Origin of the sequence: Saccharolobus solfataricus (assembly GCF_900079115.1) — an archaeon.
Classification (GTDB): Archaea; Thermoproteota; Thermoprotei_A; order Sulfolobales; family Sulfolobaceae; genus Saccharolobus; species Saccharolobus solfataricus.
In genome coordinates this window covers 565,260-586,498 of the sequence record NZ_LT549890.1, presented here as the reverse complement: position 1 = coordinate 586,498, position 21,239 = coordinate 565,260, and the positions used below count along the sequence as shown (strand labels likewise).

Here is a 21,239-nt window from a genome sequence, read left to right as displayed (position 1 = left end):
CTGCTCTCCGCCACTCTGTTGTTGTTGCCCACCTTGCTCCTTCTTCTTCTTGGCCATTTTGTATCTGATAGAAATTCACAATGAAATACCTAATAAGCATTCCTTATGAAATCTTAGTAGAATATTATCGAAAAAAAGTTACGCCAATCATGATCTTAATTCATTATGGCAAAGTATAGTACCATAAATCTTTAAATATATTACCGTATTACTTTAGAAATTTTTTATTCTTCTTTAAAAAGAGAATATGTTTTGCTAATGAACTTTTTATTGTAAAACCTTGGTCTCTATATCAAGAATGTATTTTCACTTATCTAAGAATAAAATTTGATTTCGTTTTTATTCTAATTGGACGATAAATTAGATCTATTATACTATTGATATTAATCAAACTATAAAGAAAAGGATCTATCTTTAATAGTTCTTCAGTACCGATAAAATATACTGAGCTAGAGAGTTCAATCAGCTCTACAAGTCCATTAATTTTATCAATGTTTTTATTAAGCAGTTCTGTGGAATAACAAGCTAACAGTGGCTGTGGTCTATGATCAAATGGAATTACGATGTCATATGGTTTGCTACATACATAATCTACTAAATTTTTAATGAGGAACGGAAAGTCGCATCCAGTGATAAAAACTCTATCTCTCCTTACATATTTTAATCCTTCTCTAACACCTTTAACTGGTCCTTCATATTCACCCTTCTCTATAACTAAAATTCCCTTTTTTATTCTCCTAGGCGATCTTGATACCACAATGGGATTGTCAAATTGCTCTAGTAACCTATCCAACATTGTCTTTGAATTTACCTCGAAGCAACATTTATCAGCTCCAAATCTTTTCGATAGTCCCCCAGCTAGTATTATAACATCATATGAGTTGTTGTAACTCAACTTCTTCCCCTTTCTTATAAGTTAAACCTCTCTTGAGAATTGCAAATCCATTAGCTTTAGCTAATTCGCTGTACAAACCTACGCCCCATCTAAGCGGAAATGCTGAGTTCCCCTTAACATTAAATAGGTATACTGAATCCATAGAGTGATTAACATAGATGTCCTCTACAAGAGTACTTTTTATAAACTTCTTTAGATTAGTACCTAATATATTAGACAATACTGAAAGACCAAATTCATGAAACGCAGTTATAGCAGATACTACTTGTCCTGGTAATATCAATATTGGTTTTCCTTGAATTCTGCCCACACTACCTCTCTTAATTGTATTTACGGATACGCCATCGAATAGCACCTCTCCCAGTTTATTTACGGCCTTTTTTACGTAATCTTTTTCGCCAACCGATGATCCTCCTACAGATATTATTACATCCGAAATTTCTAATGATTTTTCAATTTTTTCCGTTACATCATTTAAATCGTCCTTCGCAACTCCCATATATTTCACACTACCGAATTTCTCGAGAATTTTGATCAGTATCGGTGAGATGGAATCTATAATCTTATTTTTCTGTGGATTTTCAAAGCTAGTTATTTCGTCTCCATTAGCAAAAACTGTAAACTTTAAATCTGAAACCTTAACATGAAAGATTTTTTGTTGTATTAGAATTCCTAAATAATAGGGAGTTATTTCAGTACCTTTTTGTATTATTATCTGTCCTATGTTAATGTCTTCTCCCTCTTCCCTTATGTTCTTACCCTTTTTTACCTCTCCTTTAAATATAACATACTCTCCCTCAAGTCTAGAATTTTCAACTGGTACTACACTATCAGCATATAGTGGTAAAGGTGAACCGGTGGTTACGTAATAGGTTTCTCCTTCTTTTAATTCTGGAATATTTGACGTGCTTGGATATAGTTTTCCTACGACTCTTAACTTTCCATATTTTAGATAGTCATCATATTTGATTGCATATCCATCCATTGCTGATAATGATCTTTCGGGCATACTTTTTACTGCAAGTATATCTTCTACTGCTATTTTACCTAGTGCTTGAAAGATTTCAACGTACTTTTCTCTTCTCTTTACCTCAAAATTAGTATTGCTTATTATTTTTCTAGCCTCTTCAACTGGAATTAGTGCCACAATTTAATATTTTACCCCACATTAATATATGATATGGCATGCATATTTCATATTATAGGTAAAAAAGATACGGGAAAGACAAGTGTTATTGAGAGCGTATTAAGAGAGATTAAGAAGGACAACTTAAAGGTTGCAGTGGTTAAGCATTCTCATCACAAGTTGGACTTAGCAGGAAAGGATACTTATAGATATAGAAACTCTGGATCTGATCTAATTCTATTTCAAGAGGGCGAAGAAGAGTCAGTTCTGTTTATGCCTTCTGTATCCTCCCTTACCTTAATTACACTTCTCCCAGTAGATGTTATCCTTGTAGAGGGTTTTTCGAATGTGGATATAGGTAAGAAATACATTATCAATAACGTAAATGAAGTTGAAGCCATAAGTAAACAAGTTATAAACGATATAAAAAAAGAGTGTCAAAAGACGAATAGAGCCTTAATATTGGATAATGTGAAAGTAGAGGTAACATCAGATAACGCTTTATTACTAACCCTTTATAATTTGATGAAAGTATTAGGAGTTAAAAATGTCAGTTCAGATTAATGGAGCTGAAATTATATCGTTGGATCCTAATGCGTATGTAACGGACGCTTTATTCTTCATGAGGAGAAATAACGTGAGAAGATTAGTAGTAAGTAATTCCAGCAATATAATAGGAGTTTTTACAATAGAGAACGCTATTAGGCAAATTTTGGAAAATAGATTAGAAGTAAGGCTAAACGAGTTAAAGTTAAGAAGGCCAGTATATGTCGAGGACAACTACATTAAAAGTATAGTAGGAACGATGATTGGTGAGAGCTCAGACTTTGTACTATATAGAGGAAAATATATTATAACTGAAAAGGATGTTGTAAGATCTTTTAACTGGAGTTCGGTAAAGGGAAGTGTAGAAGGTATCAGTAAAGATGCGATTGTAGTACAGCCCTTTACGAAGATCTCAACTTGTATTGAAACTATGCTTAAAAACAATATCAGACACTTACCAATTGTTAATGGGATTGCATTAGGCATAGTTAGTGCAAGAGATATAGCTTATTCTTATGACTCAGTAACTGGAAATACAATAGTTGAAAAAATTATGAATGTAAATTTAGTTACTGCAGACGATAATAGTGAGTTAAGTTATGCGATAAATTTAATGATAGGGAGGAATGTTGGTAGTCTAATAGTTAAAACTAGAGTTAAGAACAAAGTTAAAATTCTTACTAACAGAGATTTAATAAAGTTGATTTTTAGTTATATATTGTGATATTCTCTTGCCCTATTGATAGAAGTGATGTAAATGAGAAGTTAGAGTGTGAAAAAGGTCACAAATTTGGTATAATTGGAGGCCAAATTTATGATTTCCTATTGAAAGACGTCGAGGTCGATAAATTATTATCAAGAGTAATTCCTATTTACGAAAGTATATGGGCTCCGTTAGGATTGCTGATCACTTCTGGTAAAACTTATACATCCTTTCTCAGAGAAATTGGTGAGTTTATAGATGGCGATTTAATAATCGATGTAGGAACTGGTACAGGTAAGATTTTTGATTTTCTGAATTGTAAGACTTGTATTGGTATTGATGTATCTTTACGGTTTTTAATGTATATGAAAAGAAAGAGGACTAGGGTGATAGCAGTAAGGGCTGATGCTAATAATCTACCTCTCAAGTCTGGAATCGCCGACGGAATTTCTTCTACACTAGTTTTACATATGTTATCTAATCCATCTTTTGCTATAAGAGAAATGTCTAGAGTACTTAAATCTAATGGTAAATGTAGTATCGCAGTTTTAGCCAACGTAAATTCGATAATAGGTAAAACACTGTCAAGATGGTGGAAAGTTAATTTAAGGCACTATGATTACTATATTAATTTACTTCAAGAGAATTCATTAAAAGTAGTTGAAAGGAAGGAATTAGGACCTTGGGAGGTAATAAATTGTATTAAGATCTCATAAACAATGTCGCCGAAAGAGCAAAGAAACTTAATCCATTGATGAGCTCTAATACTTTTTCAATAATTCCAGCTATTAATGGTGTGTATGCTAGAATTAGTACTCCGGAAATTATGAATATGAAAAATACTCCTAGGAGAGCGGTATAATAGAGCTCACCATCACCTGCTAATAATCTAAATAATTTTTCACTCCCGGTTACCCCAAATACTATCCTTTCTAGTCCGAATATGATTCCCAACATATAGAATAGAATGGGACTTATTCCAAAAAATAATGCTGACTGTAATTGTTCGCTATTTATTCCAGTCTTTATGAGTAAAAATATCGAAGTCGTTAATAATAATATCCCTAGTGATATGCTTACAAGCCTCTTTCTTATCTGCTTATTGACATGGGCCATCCCAAAACACCAACTAATTTTTCTCCCATTTCAATATCTACTAACTCACCTAAAAATATTCCCCCAAGTGCACCTATGACTAGTCCAGCCAATCCGCCAAGATAATATCCTGCAAGTGCACCTAGTGCACCTCCGGCTACCTTGCCTAAATTTTGATTCTTTACTTCATATATTGTTGCGAAGTTATGATCACCATATTTCCCCCATTTAGACAAATAGTAAGATAAGTCTAGAATTGCCTCCTTTACCTCACTCAAATCTTTACCCGTAAATATAGTTACATAGTATTCCTCACCTTTATCTCTTCTAAAATAAATTGGAGTGAAGCCAGCTTGTCTTAATTCTCTAAATGATGTTCCATATCCTCCTTTAATTCTAAAAATGACCTTGTACACAGTTAATTATATTGATAAATTTTTATATTAATATTTTGGTTGTTCGTAGTTAGAACCTAAGATTTATTTTTGATTTGAGGATAAAGTTATAGTGAAATGGGGTCTGAGCTACAGAAGTTTTATGCAATAGCTAAGGTATATGGTTTTGAGATAGAAACTAAATTACACGATCATATATCTGCAGCAGTTGATGAAGCCATTTATAAAATAAAGTTAACTCTACAAAAGGAAGGTATAAGCGGAAAAACGGTAAACGCATTAATAGAAGTTTTCGCTAAGGATGAAAGAGCATCAAACCTTGTTGAGAGTATAAAAACAAGAGTCACAATATAAACATATGGTTGAACTTTCGGAACCTTTAGAAAATTACTTAAAAGAGATGTATGAGATAGAGGAAATTAAGGGTAGTGCTAAAGTGTCAGAATTAATTTCTATTTTTAACATTTCACCAGGAACAATAAGTAAAGCGTTAAACAAATTGGAAAAATTAGGATTGGTAGAGAGAACTAATGATAGAAAAATAAAGTTAACTGAAGAGGGAAAGAGAATTGCGGAAAGACTAATTAAGTCTCATAGACTTAGTGAACGTTTATTAACGGACATAGTTGGGGTTGACTGGATAAGAGCTCACGAGTTAGCACACAGGCTAGAACACATTTGGCCAGATGATATATTGGAGAGAATAGATAGATTACTTGGTTATCCCACAACTTGTCCTCATGGACATCCAATAGGAAATAGGATAAAAGTGAGTGGAAAGAAACTATCTGAAATAAATATTGCTGGTAAGTATAAGGTTGTAATGATAGTAAGAGAGGAAGAATGGATTTTGAGAGAGGCTACACGGCTAGGATTAAAACCCGGGGTAGTACTTGAAGTTATAGAAAATAATGGCACTGATATAAAAATTAAGATAGGGGAGGAAATAGAGGAAGTTAGCAAAGTAATTGGCGACCAGGTGCTAGTAATTGGATGAATTGATGAAAAAAATCTTAATTCATATTTACAAATACGGTCCTGATAATCCTTGGTACATGGCGAGGAGACTTTTAGGAGAAAGCGGATGGATAGCAAAATACGATATGGCTCAAATAGAAGAAGCTTGTAAAAAACTAGAAGAACTGGGATATTTGATTAGATTTAAAGGTTCACTAAAAAAATCTGTAACGTCATCTATAAAGCCGTGGTTAAAAGTTAAAGCTAGAGAACTAGATCATAAGCCCAACGGAATTTATTATGACCTAAGTAAAGAGGGAAGAAAAGTAGCATCCTTATTATATAAGGAATATAGAAAAGAGAATGGATAATTATGGATATTGTTGATAAGATATTAGAGTATACAGATCCCTATAAGGCTTTACAAGAGAAAGTTAGGGTATATAATAATATTCTTCTATTTAACAACGAAAAGATTCCATTTAAAAAACCTATACTAATTTCAATAGGGAAAGCCTCTCTACCTATGGCGAGATTCTTCAGAGAGAGGATGGAGCTAAAGGCTAAATTAATAGTGACACCAAAGGGTACTAACGGAAAAGAAAATGATGTTATAGAAGCTGGCCACCCTTTGCCAGACGAGAACAGCATAAAGGCTGGGAAAAGGATGATAGAGTTACTAGCTAATGAAGACTACGATTTAGTAATATTTGCAATTTCTGGGGGTGCATCTGCACTAGTTGAGTATTCTGAAATACCCTTAGATGAGTTAAAAATAATTAACAAGGTGCTCGTAACCTCTGGATTGGGGATTAATAAAATAAATATAGTAAGGAAACATCTATCTAAGGTAAAAGGTGGTAAAATACTTGAATATGTAAAAGATAAAATCCCTATAGTATCATTTATTGTTAGTGATGTCCCAGGTAATGACATTAGTAGTATTGGGAGTGGTCTTACTAGTATTGATAATTCTAGTAATGATGATGCGTTAGAAATTTTAAAAGCTATAGGGTTGGAGAAATACTCTAAGTATTTAACAGAGACTCCTAAGAGTTTCTCTAGAATCGTAAAAAATTACATAATTTTAGATAACATGGAGGTGCTTAGGAAGCTTGCGAATACTCTGGTGAACTCTTTCATTCTTACTTCTGAAATCAGAGGAGAGGCGAGAGATGTTGGAGCTATTATCGCCTCGATTTATAATTCATCAGAGAGCTACAATATACCTTTTAGGAGACCTTACTATTTATTGGTTGGTGGAGAGCCTGAAGTTACAATTCAAGGAAAGGCAGGGAAAGGTGGAAGGAATGGAGAGGTATGTTTATCTTTCCTTAAATATGCTAAAAAAAGAAATAGATTTGAACTTTTAGGTTTCGCTACTGATGGGATCGACGGTAACTCAGAATATGCTGGTTGTAAGGTCAGTTCTGACATGGAAATAAGAGAGGATGAGATAAATAATGCATTGGAGACTCATAATAGCTATGGATTGCTAGAAAGCCATAAAGCTGTTATAAAAACAGGATATACTCACACTAATGTAAATAACATTTATGTCTTAAGGGCTCCTTGAGTTCTTATCTTCTTCTGTAACATTAATACTGCTCTAGCTACAGCCTCTGGCCTTATTGGGCATCCCGGAACGTATAAATCAACTGGTATTCCAATATCTGAGGGAAGCACGGTATTATAAGAATTCCAAAAGATTCCTCCTTCGAGTATACACGCTCCAAGGGCGATAACGTATTTTGGTTCTGGCATCTGGTCATAAACAATTCTCGCTGCTCTACCCATTTTTCTACTTAGCGTACCTTCCAGTATAAGTATATTTGATTGTCTAGCAGAGGAGAATGGCAACATCCCATATCTCTCTGCATCAAATCTTGCAGCTGCGAAAGCTCCAAATTCCGTACCACAACAAGATGTAGTAAAGTGAGGTGGCCATAAAGAAAATGAAATTCCCCAATCAATTATCGATTTGATGGGTTTCCTATTAATTAGCCATTGAGCCGCCTTTTTAGCTACTTCATTTAAATTACCCATTAAAATAGTCTGTTCTGTCATTCCTATACACTCTTTTCCTACTCCTTTAAATAACTTTATTCAGAGATCACCTCAAAAATCATCAAATCATTTTTCTTGACTCATCATCGACAAGTATATTTTCTTGTTAATCTTTAAAGTTAAAAATAATGACTGAAGTACTTAAGGTCGATCCATTATATCCAGAATTAGATAAGATAAAAAAGGCTGCTAATGTAATAAAAGCCGGCGGTACTGTAGTCTTTCCTACAGAAACTGTTTATGGATTAGGCGCAAACGCTCTAGATCCAGAAGCGGTGAAAAAGATATTCATCGCTAAAAATAGACCAATGGACAATCCTCTTATAGTTCATATATCAAATATAGATCAGCTTTATGAAGTAGCTAAAGATATACCCAAAAAAATAATCAATTTAGTGAATATAGTGTGGCCCGGACCATTAACATTTGTCTTAAAGAAAACAGAGAAAGTTCCTAAAGAGACCACCGGAGGGCTAGAAACTGTAGCAGTAAGAATGCCAGCTCATCCAGTTGCATTGGCTTTAATAAATGAAAGTGGCGTTCCAATAGCAGCGCCAAGTGCGAATTTGGCAACAAAACCTAGCCCTACTAGGGTAGAACATGTAATTGATGACATATATGGAAAAGTAGATGTAATATTGGATTCTGGAGAAACGTTTTTTGGCGTCGAATCAACAGTTATAAACGTTACAGTTGACCCTCCAGTACTTTTAAGGCCTGGTCCATTTAGTGTGGAAGAATTAGAAAGGTTATTTGGAAAGGTCGTTGTTCCAGAACAAGCTAAAGGTACAGCGGAGTTTGACGTTGCATTAGCACCTGGCATGAAATATAAGCATTATGCTCCTACAAAAAGGTTGCTAGTAGTTGAAAACAGAAGTGTACTACGTGGCGTCATCAACGAATTGCAAAAGAGAAGTTGTAGGATAGCGCTTTTGTGCGCGAGTGAAGTTTGTAAGCAATTTCGAGGAGAAAAAATTGAAATAATAGAGCTCGGAAGTGAAAATAACCTCTATGAGATATCTAGAAACTTATTTGATAGCTTTAGGAAGTTAGATAAATCTAATGTAGATATTGGAGTTATTCATAGTATTAGTGAGAAAGGAATAGGATTGGCAATAATGAATAGGACAAGAAAGGCATCCGGTTTCTCTTCAATTTATAATATAGAAGATGTGTGGAAGTATGTTGGTAATAAGACTCAATAAGGTTACATCTACACAAGATTTCGCAGAAGCAATTAGCAATATGTTGTTTGAAGATTTTCTGGTAATCGCAGAGGAGCAAACTAAAGCTAGGGGAAGATTAGGGAGAAGTTGGTATTCTCCCAAAGGTGGACTTTGGTTTACTTATGTAAAAAAGAACTTTAAAACAGAAGAGATTCAGTTATCTAGCCTAAAAGTTGCCGTTGCAGTTCTAGATGTTTTAAGAAAGTTTGTAGATGCAAAGATAAGATGGCCTAATGATATAGTGGTTAATGATAAGAAAATTGCAGGGATTTTGATTGAAGCTAAGACTTATGAAGAGGACATTAAGTTAGCGGATCTCTTTATAGGTGCTGGTATAGATATTCTCATCAAAGAATTCCCTAGTGATCTAAACGCTACATCATTATATTTAGAGATAGGTAAGGAAGTAGAACTCAATATAGATGAGGTGATAGGCAAAATAGAGGAGCACTTAAAGTTAGATAATAGAAAAATTATTGACATAGTGAATCAGTATCTCTCAATAAAGGATAGAGAAGTAACGCTAAAAGGAGAAAATTGGGAAAAGAGATGTAAGGCACTATTCGTAGATTATATGGGAAGGCTAGTGACAGAATGTGGAATATATGAGGTTGAAGAGATTTATAGGGTTGAAGTTTCACATTAATAATGAAAGACCTCTTACCTTTAATTTTCCACTGACTACTTTTCCATAGTTCTCAATATTTTTGGAAGTACTCACAATATTTTTGAGCAACTGCTTAAGATTTCCAGTAATTAGCAGTTCTTCTAGTCCTATTTTCTCATCTTTTCTATTTAGCCAACTTACATTTGCTACAAGGCTGAAGTTACCTGAACTTAAATCTGCAGTATCTATCCCTTCTAGCTGATCCACAATTACGCTATTTTCCTCAATATTAGATTCAGTGTTTTTATAGTCAAAAATTATGTTTGAAAAATCTACATGAGGCGGTATGAAATATGAAGGAACTACCCAATCTAGATTTCTCGATGCTGAACTGGTATTTTCGACAGACATTCTTGTAGCCCAGTAAGTGTTAGTTAATGGTCTCTTCACTAAACCACTTTCTATAACTTTACTCACTCTTGATGGATTTCCCTCATCGTCAAAAGATCTACTAAAAGGTAATGATTGGTTCAAAGGATCATCAATTATTTCTAGATTCTCATTTACTAGTTCTCCTAACTTAAATGGACTAGTTTCCTTATAGAAGTTTCTAGCAGAAAACAGCGATGGGAATAATGATGAAAATAACGAGTCTAATGCCTTTTGTGTAAAAGTTACATCATATCCTTTGGGATCTATTCTCTCTTTTTTCTTCATTATTTTTACCTTCTCAATTATTGACGCTTTTAATTTTTCAAGCGATATCTTTGAATCTCTTTTTATTAGATATTCATAAATTTCTGGGGAATTATTGCCATCATTAGCTGAAGCTTGTACTGAAAGTACTCCTCGTTTTTCACTCACCTCAACTCCTTCAGTATTGAATATAGAAACCTCATAGTTTATTGCAGATGCTGAAGCCGAAGTAAGATTTACCTTTTCCTCTAATTCTATTAGATCTTTAATTGTATCTTGTACTACATCCTCATTTATTTGATTCTCATTAATTCTTTTTACTGGTTGTTTCGATGGCAATATATTAGCCTTATCCGATTCTCCCAATTTGGCTATTTTTAAGGCTTCTTCTAACACGTTATCGTTAAGTTTTTTAGTGTATATATAACCGATCCTATATTTCTCATCAATTAGCCTTATCCCATAGCCTGTCTCTTCCACAATAATTGGAACGTAGAACTTATCTTTAGCTATAGTATATTCTCTCATTTTAACAGAAAAAATTTCTAACGAGATCCCCATAGCTTTAGCTCTTGAGATTAGTCTTTCATACATAGCCTCCCACCTTAAGCTTTTTCACTTTAATATGTGGACCTCCATTACTAACTTGAACTGTTTGCCCATTCTTTTCACAAAAGCCTGAAGACATTCCAAAATCCTTAGAAATCATCTCAATCGCGTTTAGAGTACTTATTGTATTGCCAGAAATCCCAATATTTCTTAATGGTTCTTTTATCTCGCTGTTTTCTACTCTATAACCTTCTTGAATTGCAAACTGAAACGTACCATTACTACTCGTTTCACCACCTATAGGTGAAACCAAATAATATCCTTCCTTTATTCCTTCAAATAATTCATTTAAACTAGCGTCCCCAGGCTTCATGTAAGTGTTTCTCATTCTGATTAATGAGAAGTTTCTATAGCTTTGTGCCCTAGCGTTTCCAGTAGGAGGTTGCCCCAGATATGCTGAATAGTATCTATCAGTCATAAACTCTTTTAGAATACCATTCTCGATAATTTTTACCTCTCTTCCCTCAACTCCTTCATCGTCATAATATACGAGACTAGACTGAGGATGATCCATAGCGGGAAGGTCAGAGATGTTTAAGAACTCATCTCCTATTCTCTTGTTCCTTAATTTATATAGCGATCCGTTTAATGTTACATCAGCCTCACTCAAATGCCCTATAGCCTCATGTGTAAAAATCCCTACTACCTCTGGAGCTAAAATTACTGGATACTCACCAGCTTTAGGTGTACTTCCCTTTAATTGATTTATGATTCTCTTCTGAAGATTAGCTAATACTTGATTTATATCAAAAACGTCAAATATATAACCCATTTGAGTGCTTAATATCTCTGACACCTCAACAGTTACATCTCCTTCCCTTGCAACAACTAAAATAGATAAACTAGAGGAGCTCCCATCAGCTATTATTTCTCTATCCTCTGAACTATAATATTCCTTATGAAAAATTTCATCATAATATTTTATGGAATATGATTTTATACTAGGATGAAGGGTATTAACTTGGCTCGCGACTTTGTGCAAATCGTTGATTTTTTCCTCTTCATTTTTGTTAATATCCTTACCAATTTTTATAGTATCATGTTTTGAAGGCAAATATACGATGTTAACTCTTTCGTCACCATATATGTGATTTATGGTATCCTCTATCTCGTTTTCAGTAATCTTATCAGTTGCTTTAAATCCCCAATTTCTATTATAAATTACTCTAATCGAATAACCTTCATCTACTCCGTGACTTACGTATTTTCTATCCTCTGTAATGGTTACTTCATTTGCTATTACTCTTTCGTATCTAATATCGGCAAAACTGGCTCCTAGCTCTTCAGCTTTTTTAATGTATTTAAACATATTACTTTAATACTCTCTTGAGTATATAATATCAATGAGCGCTGAAAAGATAAGTATATCTTTGCCAAAAGAACTTTATAGGGAACTAGAGGATTTCATTATACGAAAAGGTATACCCGATAGATCCAAGATCTTTCAGATAGCTTTGAGGAATTATCTAGATGAGAATAGGGACGGCAATGAGATCATCTATGGTATTATAAATCTGGTATATGATCATGAGGAAGCATCTGAAGCGTTAACTGAAATTCAGCATGAATATAACGATAGTATAATTTCTACATTGCACTTACACGTTAGTGAAAAGATATGTATAGAGGCCATAGCTGTAAAGGGAGAGAAAAGGAAGCTTGTTGAGTTAAACAATAAATTAGGCCAAATTAGGGGAATCCTTAAAGCCAGGCTATTAATATCTTTTCCTTATGAAAAGACTTAGTATTTCTGAGGATGTTAGAAGGCTAGGGGTTTTTGTAGCAATGACTGAAGTGAGTAATGTAGACGCTAAAAGACCTCTAGATACGTTGGATGATATAATTAGAAATCTTGAAGAAAAGTATGCTTCTCAAGATGTAGAGTCCTTAAGAAATGACCCAGTAGTTAGGGCTTATAGGGACTTCTATTGGAGGATAGGGATAGATCCAACTAAAACTAGGCCTAGTGGTGAGGCTCTTAGAAGGAGATTAGCTAGAGGGAATAAACTTCCTAGAATTAATATAGTTGTTGACATAGGAAACATAGTGAGTGCCGAAACTTTAGTTCCCATAGGTTTATATGATAGGGATAAGATCGTAGGTGATTTGCATTTGGTCATGTCTAAGGGTAATGAAGAGTTTTTAGGGTTAGGTAAAAAAAAGGAAAAACTAGACAAGGGAATACCAATACTAGTTGATGATGAAGGTAAGGTTCTTCACATATATCCTCATAGAGATTCAGTCTTGACTAGTATAACCTTAAACGTTAAAAACGTTGTTATAATTGGAGCTGGAGTCCCTAATATTGATGAAAATCTGGTCAAGTATGCAGTAGATCGTGTAGCAGATTTATTAGAAAAAGTGTGTAATGGAAAGAGAGAATATAATACTATGGTGATTAGATGAAGTTACTTTTAATTGGATATGGTAATGTTGGAAAGGCATTTAGAAGGCTATTACATGAAAAGAAAGATAACTATCCAATATTGCAAGGTGTTGAGATTGCAGGAATAATAACTAGGCAAGGACTAATGGTCGGAGATAAGGAGAATTTTTCTCCAGATAAGCAATTGACTGTCTTAGAGGCGATTGATTATATAAACCCTGATGTAATAGTCGATATGTCAGTACCTAATTATAAAGACGGTGAGCCATCTGTTAGTGCTTATATAAAGGCATTATCAAGAAAAATTCACGTAATAACAGTCAATAAAGCACCGCTAGCCCTAAAGTTTAGAGAGATATTTGAAGTTGCTGAGAAAACTGGTGCCAAAATTGGATTTCAAGGAACTGTAATGAGTGGTACTCCTTCTATTAATCTTTTTAGGATTCAACCAGTGGCTGAAGTCTCTAGGATTAGGGGAATTCTTAATGGTACTACAAATTACATTTTAACCAGAATTTATGAAGGATTAAGTTTTAATGAAGCTTTGAAAGAGGCAAAAGAGAAAGGCTATGCAGAGGAAGACCCAACTTTAGATCTTAATGGATTCGATGCAGCAGCAAAACTGACAATTTTATCCAACTTTATTATGAACAGAAGTCTAAAATTAGGTGATTTCAAATTCAAGGGAATAACTGAGATTACTAATGAGGAGATTAGAAGGGCTAAAAGCGAAGGTAAGAAAATAAAACTAATAGCCTATGCAGATAACTATGTAGTTCAAGTTTCTCCTCAAATTATAGGGCCTCAAGATCCCTTATACTATATAGATGGAGTTGAAAATGCACTAGAAATTCAAAATGAAATACAGAGGATTATCATTAGAGGTCCAGGTGCAGGTCCGATAAATGCTGCATACGGTGCCCTTTCAGATTTAGTGTTATTATTGGAAGGATGTTTATGACAATTTTTTTATTCTTATAATACAATTGTAACTTGATGAGCTTACAGCAGAAAATAAAGGCTTATTTAAAATTAGGTAAACTTGGTGTGGTAAGTCTTCTTGATTTGGCAGCAATTGCTGGGGCTTTTCTGGCGTACAAACACGGCATTTCACTTTTACCAATCATTCCTATGCTTATTGGAGGTACATTAGCGTCAATGGGTGCAATGATAATTAATAGTGGAATAGAAATAAATAGAGACAAAGTAATGTCTAGAACATCAAATAGACCTACAGTAGTTGGCTATGTCAGTAGGAAAGAAGTTATAGTAGTGGGCTCACTTCTAGCAGTTTTAGGTACAGCATTAGGTTTTATAGATAACGCTTTAACTGCTTTCTTTATAGCACTAGGGGTAATAATATATGTATTCGTATATACGATCCTATTGAAACCTAGGACATGGCTAAACATAGTAATAGGTGGATTTGCTGGTAGTGCTGCAGCTTGGGCTGGTTATACGTCTTTAACTAATTCTTTAACTTTAGAAGCATTTCTTTTAGGTTTTCTAATATTTATGTGGACTCCAGGCCATTTCTGGTCGTTGGCACTAAAATATAGAGAGGATTACATTAACGCTCATTATCCAATGTTACCTGCTGTGGTCGGTATAACTACTTCTGCAAGGGCAATAGCAACTTCTAATGCCTTAATGATTCCTATTGTACTTTTGATGGGATACTACATTAGCCTTATAGCGCTTATAGTGTTTTCTGTTTTAAGTGCATTATTATTGTTTCTTTCTTATAGGTTAATACTTAATCCAACCAAGGAAGAAGCAATGAAATCCTTCATATTTTCAAATATTTACCTAATGTTAATACTTTTAAGTATAATAATAATTAAATTAATATGAGATATCTATTACCATATCAGCTATTTTCTTAGAGGAGATTATAATTCTAATATCTATATCTCCGCATTTTCTTCTTATTACTAACTTATCCTCATTTTGATAAGATACCTTTAGTCCAGAGCAGTTTGCAGCTGCAGACAATTTATAATGGTAATAAGGGTTTCTAATTTTACCTAATGCCTTATTAAATACATAATTAAACAATTCATGTGGATCATGGGAGGTCATATTAATTGGTATTTTAAACTTTATCTCAATATAGTCTTCACTATAGTTGATTGAAATGTTATTTCTAGTTAAGAGAAATGAGATTGGTAATGGTAAAAGCGCGGGAATTGCTATTAAGTAATCTACGTATTTTGGAAATATGTTTAGAATCAAGTAATAGGTAATAGCTAAGGTAACTGGTAAGCCTATTATTACATACTTAATTACTTCTTTTAGATCTCCATATCTTCTACTCATAATAAACGATGTAATAGTAGTTCCTATTATCGGTGGCAGTGCTGATATTATTGATATTATTATATCTCTCCTAGTCACATGTACTATTACTACTTAAAGCTTAAAAAGATAAATATTGCGGTGCATCATATTCTTTGAGGGTTTCTATCAATGGAGACAATAGTTACAAAAGAAGAACCCCCAATAGAATGGATAGTATTAAATAGACCAGACAAATTAAATTCAATTAACTCGATTATGATAAGGGAAATTGGAGATATTTTAAGGCAAATTGTAGACAATGATAAAATTAAGGTTGTTATATTTACGGGTTCTGGAAAGGCCTTTTCAGCTGGAGCTGATATTTCTCAGTTTAAAGATTTAGACCCAGTTAAAGCTTGGGAATTTGCTATAAAGGGAAGAGAACTAATGGATTATATTGAAAGGTATCCTAAGCCTACCATAGCCATGATAAATGGATATGCGCTAGGTGGAGGTTTAGAGCTAGCATTGAGTTGTGACCTTAGAATTGCTTCCCAAATTGCAGAACTAGGATTACCAGAAATTAATTTGGGAATTTATCCCGGATTCGGCGGTACTCAGAGATTGGTTAGGCTAATTGGAAAAGGGAGAGCGATGGAAATTATCATGTTAGGTGATATAATAAAAGCCGATTATGCGGAGAGAATAGGCCTTGTAAATAGAGTTGTAGAACCTTCATCTCTTGAAAAAGAGGTAAGGGAATTGGCTTTGAAACTTGCCGAAAAGCCACAAATAGCTATAAGATTAATAAAGACTGTAGTAAATTATGGTAACGACGCTCCAATACTGAGTGGTTTAACGTTAGAAAGTTTAGGATGGGGTATCGCATTTGCAACGGAGGAAGAGAAGAAAAGAGTTAATGAGTTCCTTTCAAGGAGGTCTAAATAAATACTGGCTCGAATCTTTCCTTGAATGCGTGTCTAGATAACTTTCCTCTTATAGGTAACTTATATCCACAGAACTTACACCTCATATCCTCAGTGAGGTGCCATTCCAAAATATCGAAGCTATATCTTCTTATTACTAAATTACCGCAGTTTGGGCAATATGTATTCTCATAAGGATGTCCAGGGACATTTCCTACATAAACAAATTTGAAACCTAGTTCCTTTGCTAATTTATAATGCCTCTCCAGTGTCTCAACTGGAGTCCACGGTATATAATTTAATTTATAATCAGGGTGAAATCTTAAGAAATGAATCGGTATATCTGCGCCTAGTTGATCGTACAGTTTAGTTAAAAGTTGTTTTGCTGCTTGTAGATCATCGCCTATTTGCGGTATTATTAAGTCTGTAATTTCCACATGAATCCCTTTTTTCGATAACTCACTCGCAGTCTCGATAATGGGCTCCGCAGATGTAGCGCCAGTATATCTTCTTAAAAACTTCTGTTCCCCATTTCCCTTAAAGTCTATTGTAACAGCATCCAGAAAGTCCTTTACATAGTCCACGAGATTTGGCGTCCAATACCCATTTGATACCATAGTATTAAATAGGCCATACCTTTTTGCTACAATACCAACGTCATGTGCAAATTCAGAGAATATTGCCGGTTCATTATAAGTATATGTCATTCCATCCACATCGTACCCCATTGCCAGTTCAACAATCTCTTCTGGTGATAGTTCTACTCCCTCAGCTTTACGCCTTTGGCTTATATCATAATTTTGACAATACATACACATCCAATTACATCCATATGTTGAAAATGAGAAAACCTTTGAACCTGGGTTAAAGTGTACTAGAGGTTTCTTCTCAATAGGGTCTATATGAGCAGCTGCTATTTTCCCATAAACATCAAGGTATAGTTTTCCATTTCTAACTGATCTCACACCACAAAACCCTACTTGTCCCTCTCCTATTAGACATTTTCTAGCACAAGCCAAACAACGAATTCTACCATCCTCTTTTTTATACAGTACTGCTTCTTTAGTCATATGTTATGCTATTTCTCTTAAAGGGTAAAAAATATTTTGTATTAGATAGAGTGTAATGTAAATGTTGGGTAGGGTTTTATTATTCTATAAGAAGGGAATATTTAACGATGATCTAAAGAAATTTCTAAGGAGTAAAAACATCAATGTAATAGACGTTAGGATAGGGAAATATGTTGAAGTAGATATAATGGACGATCCTAGAAAGGTTATATCCTTAATTGGCGAACCATTATTTATGGTTACCGAGATCAGTGGTACATTTAAACCGTTATTTTATGAAATGAGATTTTGGGAATGTCATGAGATTATAGAGGAAAAATGGAGAGAGGTAAAAAATAAGGACGACAAAAAATTTTTGCAAGCAATAATTTTGCTCTGTGCCTCTTTAATTAAGTATCTAAAAGGGGAAATTGAGGTTTCTGATATGTTGATGGAAAAAGCCTTATCTCTTATATCCGATCTTCCTCAAGAACTCCTTCCTCTCTTGTATATCAGCCTCGGACTCAACACCTAATGGGGCGTACCCATCTACTACACCAATTACACCTCTTCCTTGATCTGTTTCAGCTACTATAACTTGTAATGGGTTAGCTGTAGCTACGAATATTCTAACAACTTCCTCTACGTTTTTTATTCTATTCAAGACATTAATTGGATAACCGTTCTTTAGGTAGATCACAAAAACGTGGCCTGCGCCTATTTTCTTTGCGTTCTCAATTGCAAGCTTAATCAGCTCTTGATCGTTTCCATCATACCTTATAAGTCTTTTACTGCTAGCTTCGTTGAATGCTATGCCGAACTTTAGATTCGGGCTACTTGACGATAAGGTCTCATACAAGTCTTCAACTGTCTTAATAAAATGAGACTGCCCTATAATTACATTAGTTCCTTCTGGTATATCTATTCTTACAACATCTATTTTTATGCTCATCAATAATATAAAAGAAGGGAATTAAAATAAATTTTTATCAGTGAAGGACCACTACATCATTCTCCTCAGTTGTACTCCCGTAATCCTCATCCACTGTTTAAATAGGCATAGTTAATTATAACTTCTTCGTTTTGATTTAAGTTAACTATATAGGTTAAACGTAACTGTGTTACCAAGATCTTATACTGTCCTGCTGGTAAATTAAAAGATGCTATCCCTTGTGAGTTAGTGAAATTATAAGTATAGAATGAATATGTAGTTCCATTATATTTATAGACCCAAATCACCGCATTGGATAGAGGAGACTTTCCACCAAATGGTCCATAATTCATTATCACGTTAACCTTCAACATATACATTCCATCTGTCTGCTGACTACCTAACGCTACTGTACTAATTTCTGTTCTATATTTATTTCCCTCGTAAACTCCTATGGCCATTACTACTATTACTAGTAGTGCTAACGCTAAGAGAATCTGTCTATTCATCAAAAGCACTGCATTAATCTAATATAAAAGTTCAATCCTAATTTGGAATGTGGCAAATAAGTTATATGAAGCGTTAAAATACGTGGTAAAATATGAATTAAAATCTTCGATTAGACGCTATATAGTGTTAGGTGCATTCGATGGTATTTTATTGACCTTATCGATTTTGTTGGCAGGCGTGATCTCACATATTGGCCTAACCAGTATTTCCTTATCGATATATAGTGGGATAATAGCTACTGCAATTTCATCCACATGGAATGCGCTAGTAGTAGAGCTGGGGGAGAAAAAAACTGAATTAGAGAAAATAGAAAAGCAAGTTCTAAAGAGTCTAAAAGGTACTATATATGACTATAGTGCAAGGATAGCTGCAGCCTTAGCTGCTATTGCCCATGGCATTTCTCCATTCTTAGGCTTGCTAGTACTTTACGCATATGAATATTCTCATAGTACTATGCTATCCTTAGGTGTAGGGATATCAAGTTTAGCAGTTTTAGGGTTGCTTTATGGTGAGGGAATTAAAGCTAAGATTAGCACAATGGTTCAGCTAATAGTAGCGGGAATTATTACTGCTTTAATTACACTGCTAGTTATAAAATAAAACACATTTCTATCTCTCGCTTCCATTCAAATCTTATAATTATTTTATAATGTCTATTTTATAATAGTCATCTTTTTAAGCAGTTTAAACATAATCATCATATGGAAGTTTTAAAAAGAGTTGACAAACAAGATGTATTAAAAGGAGAAGTAGAAGAATTAGTGAAACAAATTGAACAAGATGATCTAAAAGTAGTAACTTTTATGGAGTACACTAATCCCCCTGAGAAGGTTAAACCAAAATTAATAAAATTTGAGAAAGTGTTGCCTCTATTAGAGAGAATTGCAGAGTCTGGGAAGATACAGAATGGTGTAGCGAAAATAATGTTCTTCTCCCCTTCAACTTGCAGAAATAGGGGACTAACGCCTACGATGATGGCAGGGTTCCAGTTAATTAAACCTGGAATTGCGACTAAACCCCATTCTCATAATATGGCGTCAATATATCTTGTTTTTAGGGGTCGAGGATACTCGGTTATCGGAAAGGAGAAGATAGAGTGGAAGGCAGGTGATGTTTTCGTAGTGCCCGCAAATGAAATTCATTACCATGTAAATACTGGAGACGATGATTGTATTCTATTTGATGTAACGGATTCTGGTTTACTTGAGAGTTTAGGAATCTTAGAATTTAGAGAGTAAGTTAAAATTGGTAATATTATGAATTACATTTTTCCTTATATACTGCCTTATAAATTGTTACTAGCTTCTCGTCTCTCCATCTAGATAGATCTTGAAAGCTCTTTCCTTTTATAAATTCGTATTCTTTCATTTGCTCCAATACCTTTTTGACCGCAGTATATGGGAATTTGTCCCACTTTGCCAAAGTGTGCATCCATTCATTTGCACCATATCCGAATCCTTTACTAAAGAAGTATTCGATTCCTCCTTCACCTCCACCTAAATGATAAGTTAAGAATGGCCCCATAAATGCCCATCTTAGACCTATGGCAGCTGTCATTACTTTATCTATATCTTCAACTGTGGCTACTCCTTCATCAACTAAATTCACCGCTTCTCTAAATAAAGCGAAGGCCAATCTATTTCCTATAAACCCGGGGACTTCCTTCCTCAGTAGCACTACTACCCTATCTAACTTTTCCATAAATTCTCTAGTCAAATCTACTGTCTCCTTTGACGTTTTCTCGCCCGGTACTATTTCAACTAAAGGCAATAGATGTGGGGGATTCCACGGATGAGCAATTACTCCTCTTTCTGGATGTCTTATCATAGCTTTTTGGATTTCAGTCATTAATAAACCAGAAGTGCTACTCGCAATTATTATGTCTTGAGGCAATTGAGTATCAAGTAGTTTGAATAAATTCTTCTTAGCAGTATAATCCTCAATTATAGCTTCTATTACAAAATCCACATTATGGATTGCGTCATCAATTTTCGTGATTCCAGTTAGATTTGTTATGTAGGATTCTGGTTCTTCATTTATCATTCCAAGATTTTTCAGATTAACTAAATAAGCTGATACTTTTGCTAAAGCTTTTTCTAAGGTTTCTTTCTTTTCCGTATACAAATTTACTTTATAACCTTTCGCTAGTAAAAGAGTGGTCCACCCTACGCCTATTACCCCGGCTCCTATTACGGCTACCTTATTAATTGATTTCATATGTATAAACATGTTTAA

At 34.3% G+C, this 21,239-nt stretch carries 29 protein-coding genes; 17 read left to right on the top strand and 12 right to left on the bottom strand.

Annotation, left to right across the window (positions count from 1 at the left end; genetic code table 11):
* Nucleotides 1-310: 310 nt before the first annotated feature.
* Together SSOP1_RS03390 and SSOP1_RS03385 are read right to left on the bottom strand one after the other, a co-directional pair.
* The gene (locus SSOP1_RS03390) at nt 311-895 is read right to left on the bottom strand and encodes a molybdenum cofactor guanylyltransferase (protein WP_009991224.1); all 585 of its coding nucleotides are present in this window, start codon (nt 893-895) and stop codon (nt 311-313) included.
* Nucleotides 873-2,042 carry a molybdopterin molybdotransferase MoeA gene (locus SSOP1_RS03385; protein WP_009991222.1) on the bottom strand — a complete coding sequence of 390 codons (1,170 nt, stop codon included), beginning with the start codon at nt 2,040-2,042 and terminating at the stop codon, nt 873-875. The genes SSOP1_RS03390 and SSOP1_RS03385 overlap by 23 nt, the downstream gene beginning before the upstream one ends.
* Before the next feature lie 33 nt (nt 2,043-2,075).
* On the opposite strand from SSOP1_RS03385, the gene mobB reads away from it, so the two are divergent.
* Genes mobB through SSOP1_RS03370 form a run of 3 tightly spaced genes read left to right on the top strand, consistent with a single transcriptional unit; the run spans nt 2,076 to nt 3,986 of the window.
* Nucleotides 2,076-2,585: a molybdopterin-guanine dinucleotide biosynthesis protein B gene (mobB, locus tag SSOP1_RS03380; protein WP_009991221.1), complete on the top strand. Its 510-nt coding sequence runs from the start codon at nt 2,076-2,078 to the stop codon at nt 2,583-2,585.
* Nucleotides 2,569-3,291: a CBS domain-containing protein gene (locus SSOP1_RS03375; protein WP_009991219.1), complete on the top strand. Its 723-nt coding sequence runs from the start codon at nt 2,569-2,571 to the stop codon at nt 3,289-3,291. Before mobB ends, SSOP1_RS03375 begins: the two co-directional genes overlap by 17 nt.
* Nucleotides 3,288-3,986: a class I SAM-dependent methyltransferase gene (locus SSOP1_RS03370; protein WP_009991218.1), complete on the top strand. Its 699-nt coding sequence runs from the start codon at nt 3,288-3,290 to the stop codon at nt 3,984-3,986. The genes SSOP1_RS03375 and SSOP1_RS03370 overlap by 4 nt, the downstream gene beginning before the upstream one ends.
* Here SSOP1_RS03370 and SSOP1_RS03365 read toward each other — a convergent pair.
* The gene (locus SSOP1_RS03365) at nt 3,973-4,386 is read right to left on the bottom strand and encodes a hypothetical protein (RefSeq protein WP_009991217.1); all 414 of its coding nucleotides are present in this window, start codon (nt 4,384-4,386) and stop codon (nt 3,973-3,975) included. The two genes, SSOP1_RS03370 and SSOP1_RS03365, sit on opposite strands and share 14 nt — an antisense overlap.
* Entirely contained in the window at nt 4,362-4,781 is a 420-nt protein-coding gene (locus SSOP1_RS03360; protein WP_009991216.1) for a hypothetical protein, read from the bottom strand. The genes SSOP1_RS03365 and SSOP1_RS03360 overlap by 25 nt, the downstream gene beginning before the upstream one ends.
* Nucleotides 4,782-4,877: 96 nt before the next feature.
* Here SSOP1_RS03360 and SSOP1_RS03355 point away from each other — a divergent pair, with 96 nt between their 5' ends.
* Genes SSOP1_RS03355 through SSOP1_RS03340 form a run of 4 tightly spaced genes read left to right on the top strand, consistent with a single transcriptional unit; the run spans nt 4,878 to nt 7,293 of the window.
* Nucleotides 4,878-5,114 (top strand): hypothetical protein, encoded by a 237-nt coding sequence (locus SSOP1_RS03355; protein WP_009991215.1) that lies wholly within the window; start codon nt 4,878-4,880, stop codon nt 5,112-5,114.
* Between the two features lie 4 nt (nt 5,115-5,118).
* Nucleotides 5,119-5,757 (top strand): metal-dependent transcriptional regulator, encoded by a 639-nt coding sequence (locus SSOP1_RS03350; protein ID WP_009991214.1) that lies wholly within the window; start codon nt 5,119-5,121, stop codon nt 5,755-5,757.
* On the top strand, nt 5,750-6,088 hold the full coding sequence (locus tag SSOP1_RS03345; protein WP_009991212.1) for a hypothetical protein: 339 nt from the start codon (nt 5,750-5,752) through the stop codon (nt 6,086-6,088). The genes SSOP1_RS03350 and SSOP1_RS03345 overlap by 8 nt, the downstream gene beginning before the upstream one ends.
* A gap of 2 nt (nt 6,089-6,090) precedes the next feature.
* The gene (locus tag SSOP1_RS03340) at nt 6,091-7,293 is read left to right on the top strand and encodes a glycerate 2-kinase (RefSeq protein ID WP_009991211.1); all 1,203 of its coding nucleotides are present in this window, start codon (nt 6,091-6,093) and stop codon (nt 7,291-7,293) included.
* Here the strand turns inward: SSOP1_RS03340 and SSOP1_RS03335 are convergent.
* Nucleotides 7,272-7,784 (bottom strand): NADH-quinone oxidoreductase subunit B, encoded by a 513-nt coding sequence (locus tag SSOP1_RS03335; protein WP_009991208.1) that lies wholly within the window; start codon nt 7,782-7,784, stop codon nt 7,272-7,274. The genes SSOP1_RS03340 and SSOP1_RS03335 overlap by 22 nt on opposite strands.
* Before the next feature lie 128 nt (nt 7,785-7,912).
* On the opposite strand from SSOP1_RS03335, the gene SSOP1_RS03330 reads away from it, so the two are divergent.
* Both SSOP1_RS03330 and SSOP1_RS03325 read left to right on the top strand, forming a co-directional pair.
* Entirely contained in the window at nt 7,913-8,989 is a 1,077-nt protein-coding gene (locus tag SSOP1_RS03330) for an L-threonylcarbamoyladenylate synthase (RefSeq protein ID WP_009991206.1), read from the top strand.
* Entirely contained in the window at nt 8,967-9,656 is a 690-nt protein-coding gene (locus SSOP1_RS03325) for a biotin--[acetyl-CoA-carboxylase] ligase (protein WP_009991205.1), read from the top strand. The genes SSOP1_RS03330 and SSOP1_RS03325 overlap by 23 nt, the downstream gene beginning before the upstream one ends.
* Here SSOP1_RS03325 and SSOP1_RS03320 read toward each other — a convergent pair.
* Both SSOP1_RS03320 and tldD read right to left on the bottom strand, forming a co-directional pair.
* Nucleotides 9,648-10,907, bottom strand: a complete 1,260-nt coding sequence (locus SSOP1_RS03320; RefSeq protein ID WP_009991204.1) for a TldD/PmbA family protein — start codon at nt 10,905-10,907, stop codon at nt 9,648-9,650. The two genes, SSOP1_RS03325 and SSOP1_RS03320, sit on opposite strands and share 9 nt — an antisense overlap.
* On the bottom strand, nt 10,900-12,231 hold the full coding sequence (tldD, locus tag SSOP1_RS03315; RefSeq protein WP_009991202.1) for a zinc metalloprotease TldD: 1,332 nt from the start codon (nt 12,229-12,231) through the stop codon (nt 10,900-10,902). Before tldD ends, SSOP1_RS03320 begins: the two co-directional genes overlap by 8 nt.
* Nucleotides 12,232-12,265: 34 nt before the next feature.
* Here tldD and SSOP1_RS03310 point away from each other — a divergent pair, with 34 nt between their 5' ends.
* Genes SSOP1_RS03310 through cyoE form a run of 4 tightly spaced genes read left to right on the top strand, consistent with a single transcriptional unit; the run spans nt 12,266 to nt 15,162 of the window.
* Nucleotides 12,266-12,667 (top strand): CopG family ribbon-helix-helix protein, encoded by a 402-nt coding sequence (locus SSOP1_RS03310; RefSeq protein WP_009991200.1) that lies wholly within the window; start codon nt 12,266-12,268, stop codon nt 12,665-12,667.
* Nucleotides 12,654-13,328 carry a B3/B4 domain-containing protein gene (locus tag SSOP1_RS03305; RefSeq protein ID WP_009991198.1) on the top strand — a complete coding sequence of 225 codons (675 nt, stop codon included), beginning with the start codon at nt 12,654-12,656 and terminating at the stop codon, nt 13,326-13,328. Before SSOP1_RS03310 ends, SSOP1_RS03305 begins: the two co-directional genes overlap by 14 nt.
* A complete protein-coding gene (locus SSOP1_RS03300; RefSeq protein WP_009991197.1) occupies nt 13,325-14,269 on the top strand; it encodes a homoserine dehydrogenase in 945 nt (314 codons plus the stop codon). The genes SSOP1_RS03305 and SSOP1_RS03300 overlap by 4 nt, the downstream gene beginning before the upstream one ends.
* A gap of 35 nt (nt 14,270-14,304) precedes the next feature.
* Nucleotides 14,305-15,162 carry a heme o synthase gene (gene cyoE, locus SSOP1_RS03295; RefSeq protein WP_009991195.1) on the top strand — a complete coding sequence of 286 codons (858 nt, stop codon included), beginning with the start codon at nt 14,305-14,307 and terminating at the stop codon, nt 15,160-15,162.
* On the opposite strand, the gene SSOP1_RS03290 is transcribed toward cyoE, so the two are convergent.
* Nucleotides 15,154-15,705, bottom strand: coding sequence for a hypothetical protein (locus SSOP1_RS03290; RefSeq protein WP_009991193.1), 552 nt, complete (start codon nt 15,703-15,705; stop codon nt 15,154-15,156). The two genes, cyoE and SSOP1_RS03290, sit on opposite strands and share 9 nt — an antisense overlap.
* A 72-nt stretch (nt 15,706-15,777) precedes the next feature.
* On the opposite strand from SSOP1_RS03290, the gene SSOP1_RS03285 reads away from it, so the two are divergent.
* Nucleotides 15,778-16,536, top strand: a complete 759-nt coding sequence (locus SSOP1_RS03285) for an enoyl-CoA hydratase/isomerase family protein (RefSeq protein ID WP_009991192.1) — start codon at nt 15,778-15,780, stop codon at nt 16,534-16,536.
* On the opposite strand, the gene amrS is transcribed toward SSOP1_RS03285, so the two are convergent.
* Complete coding sequence (gene amrS, locus SSOP1_RS03280) at nt 16,529-17,584, bottom strand: AmmeMemoRadiSam system radical SAM enzyme (protein ID WP_009991191.1); 1,056 nt, start codon at nt 17,582-17,584, stop codon at nt 16,529-16,531. The genes SSOP1_RS03285 and amrS overlap by 8 nt on opposite strands.
* A gap of 61 nt (nt 17,585-17,645) precedes the next feature.
* Between amrS and SSOP1_RS16130 the strand changes: the two genes are divergently transcribed.
* Nucleotides 17,646-18,098: a DUF309 domain-containing protein gene (locus SSOP1_RS16130; protein WP_009991190.1), complete on the top strand. Its 453-nt coding sequence runs from the start codon at nt 17,646-17,648 to the stop codon at nt 18,096-18,098.
* Here SSOP1_RS16130 and SSOP1_RS03275 read toward each other — a convergent pair.
* Both SSOP1_RS03275 and SSOP1_RS03270 read right to left on the bottom strand, forming a co-directional pair.
* Nucleotides 18,027-18,515 (bottom strand): adenosine-specific kinase, encoded by a 489-nt coding sequence (locus SSOP1_RS03275; RefSeq protein WP_009991188.1) that lies wholly within the window; start codon nt 18,513-18,515, stop codon nt 18,027-18,029. The genes SSOP1_RS16130 and SSOP1_RS03275 overlap by 72 nt on opposite strands.
* Nucleotides 18,516-18,601: 86 nt before the next feature.
* Entirely contained in the window at nt 18,602-19,003 is a 402-nt protein-coding gene (locus SSOP1_RS03270) for a hypothetical protein (RefSeq protein ID WP_009991187.1), read from the bottom strand.
* A gap of 49 nt (nt 19,004-19,052) precedes the next feature.
* On the opposite strand from SSOP1_RS03270, the gene SSOP1_RS03265 reads away from it, so the two are divergent.
* Together SSOP1_RS03265 and SSOP1_RS03260 are read left to right on the top strand one after the other, a co-directional pair.
* A complete protein-coding gene (locus tag SSOP1_RS03265; RefSeq protein ID WP_009991186.1) occupies nt 19,053-19,604 on the top strand; it encodes a VIT1/CCC1 transporter family protein in 552 nt (183 codons plus the stop codon).
* A 101-nt stretch (nt 19,605-19,705) separates the two neighbouring features.
* A complete protein-coding gene (locus SSOP1_RS03260) occupies nt 19,706-20,242 on the top strand; it encodes a cupin domain-containing protein (RefSeq protein WP_009991185.1) in 537 nt (178 codons plus the stop codon).
* A gap of 16 nt (nt 20,243-20,258) precedes the next feature.
* Here SSOP1_RS03260 and SSOP1_RS03255 read toward each other — a convergent pair whose 3' ends face one another.
* Nucleotides 20,259-21,233 (bottom strand): 3-hydroxyacyl-CoA dehydrogenase family protein, encoded by a 975-nt coding sequence (locus SSOP1_RS03255; RefSeq protein WP_009991183.1) that lies wholly within the window; start codon nt 21,231-21,233, stop codon nt 20,259-20,261.
* Nucleotides 21,234-21,239: the final 6 nt, after the last annotated feature.

What these genes read in the sequence shown, in the direction of transcription:
- tldD (WP_009991202.1), bottom strand. Translation starts at nt 12,231, where the DNA reads ATGTTTAAATACATTAAAAAAGCTGAAGAGCTAGGAGCCAGTTTTGCC.
- SSOP1_RS03255 (WP_009991183.1), bottom strand. Translation starts at nt 21,233, where the DNA reads ATGTTTATACATATGAAATCAATTAATAAGGTAGCCGTAATAGGAGCC.
- SSOP1_RS03350 (WP_009991214.1), top strand. Translation starts at nt 5,119, where the DNA reads ATGGTTGAACTTTCGGAACCTTTAGAAAATTACTTAAAAGAGATGTAT.
- SSOP1_RS03300 (WP_009991197.1), top strand. Translation starts at nt 13,325, where the DNA reads ATGAAGTTACTTTTAATTGGATATGGTAATGTTGGAAAGGCATTTAGA.
- SSOP1_RS03270 (WP_009991187.1), bottom strand. Translation starts at nt 19,003, where the DNA reads ATGAATAGACAGATTCTCTTAGCGTTAGCACTACTAGTAATAGTAGTA.
- SSOP1_RS03355 (WP_009991215.1), top strand. Translation starts at nt 4,878, where the DNA reads ATGGGGTCTGAGCTACAGAAGTTTTATGCAATAGCTAAGGTATATGGT.
- amrS (WP_009991191.1), bottom strand. Translation starts at nt 17,584, where the DNA reads ATGACTAAAGAAGCAGTACTGTATAAAAAAGAGGATGGTAGAATTCGT.
- SSOP1_RS03320 (WP_009991204.1), bottom strand. Translation starts at nt 10,907, where the DNA reads ATGTATGAAAGACTAATCTCAAGAGCTAAAGCTATGGGGATCTCGTTA.
- SSOP1_RS03310 (WP_009991200.1), top strand. Translation starts at nt 12,266, where the DNA reads ATGAGCGCTGAAAAGATAAGTATATCTTTGCCAAAAGAACTTTATAGG.
- SSOP1_RS03275 (WP_009991188.1), bottom strand. Translation starts at nt 18,515, where the DNA reads ATGAGCATAAAAATAGATGTTGTAAGAATAGATATACCAGAAGGAACT.
- SSOP1_RS03305 (WP_009991198.1), top strand. Translation starts at nt 12,654, where the DNA reads ATGAAAAGACTTAGTATTTCTGAGGATGTTAGAAGGCTAGGGGTTTTT.
- SSOP1_RS03330 (WP_009991206.1), top strand. Translation starts at nt 7,913, where the DNA reads ATGACTGAAGTACTTAAGGTCGATCCATTATATCCAGAATTAGATAAG.
- SSOP1_RS03285 (WP_009991192.1), top strand. Translation starts at nt 15,778, where the DNA reads ATGGAGACAATAGTTACAAAAGAAGAACCCCCAATAGAATGGATAGTA.
- SSOP1_RS03340 (WP_009991211.1), top strand. Translation starts at nt 6,091, where the DNA reads ATGGATATTGTTGATAAGATATTAGAGTATACAGATCCCTATAAGGCT.
- cyoE (WP_009991195.1), top strand. Translation starts at nt 14,305, where the DNA reads ATGAGCTTACAGCAGAAAATAAAGGCTTATTTAAAATTAGGTAAACTT.
- SSOP1_RS16130 (WP_009991190.1), top strand. Translation starts at nt 17,646, where the DNA reads ATGTTGGGTAGGGTTTTATTATTCTATAAGAAGGGAATATTTAACGAT.
- SSOP1_RS03325 (WP_009991205.1), top strand. Translation starts at nt 8,967, where the DNA reads ATGTTGGTAATAAGACTCAATAAGGTTACATCTACACAAGATTTCGCA.
- SSOP1_RS03260 (WP_009991185.1), top strand. Translation starts at nt 19,706, where the DNA reads ATGGAAGTTTTAAAAAGAGTTGACAAACAAGATGTATTAAAAGGAGAA.
- SSOP1_RS03375 (WP_009991219.1), top strand. Translation starts at nt 2,569, where the DNA reads ATGTCAGTTCAGATTAATGGAGCTGAAATTATATCGTTGGATCCTAAT.
- SSOP1_RS03335 (WP_009991208.1), bottom strand. Translation starts at nt 7,784, where the DNA reads ATGACAGAACAGACTATTTTAATGGGTAATTTAAATGAAGTAGCTAAA.
- mobB (WP_009991221.1), top strand. Translation starts at nt 2,076, where the DNA reads ATGGCATGCATATTTCATATTATAGGTAAAAAAGATACGGGAAAGACA.
- SSOP1_RS03365 (WP_009991217.1), bottom strand. Translation starts at nt 4,386, where the DNA reads ATGGCCCATGTCAATAAGCAGATAAGAAAGAGGCTTGTAAGCATATCA.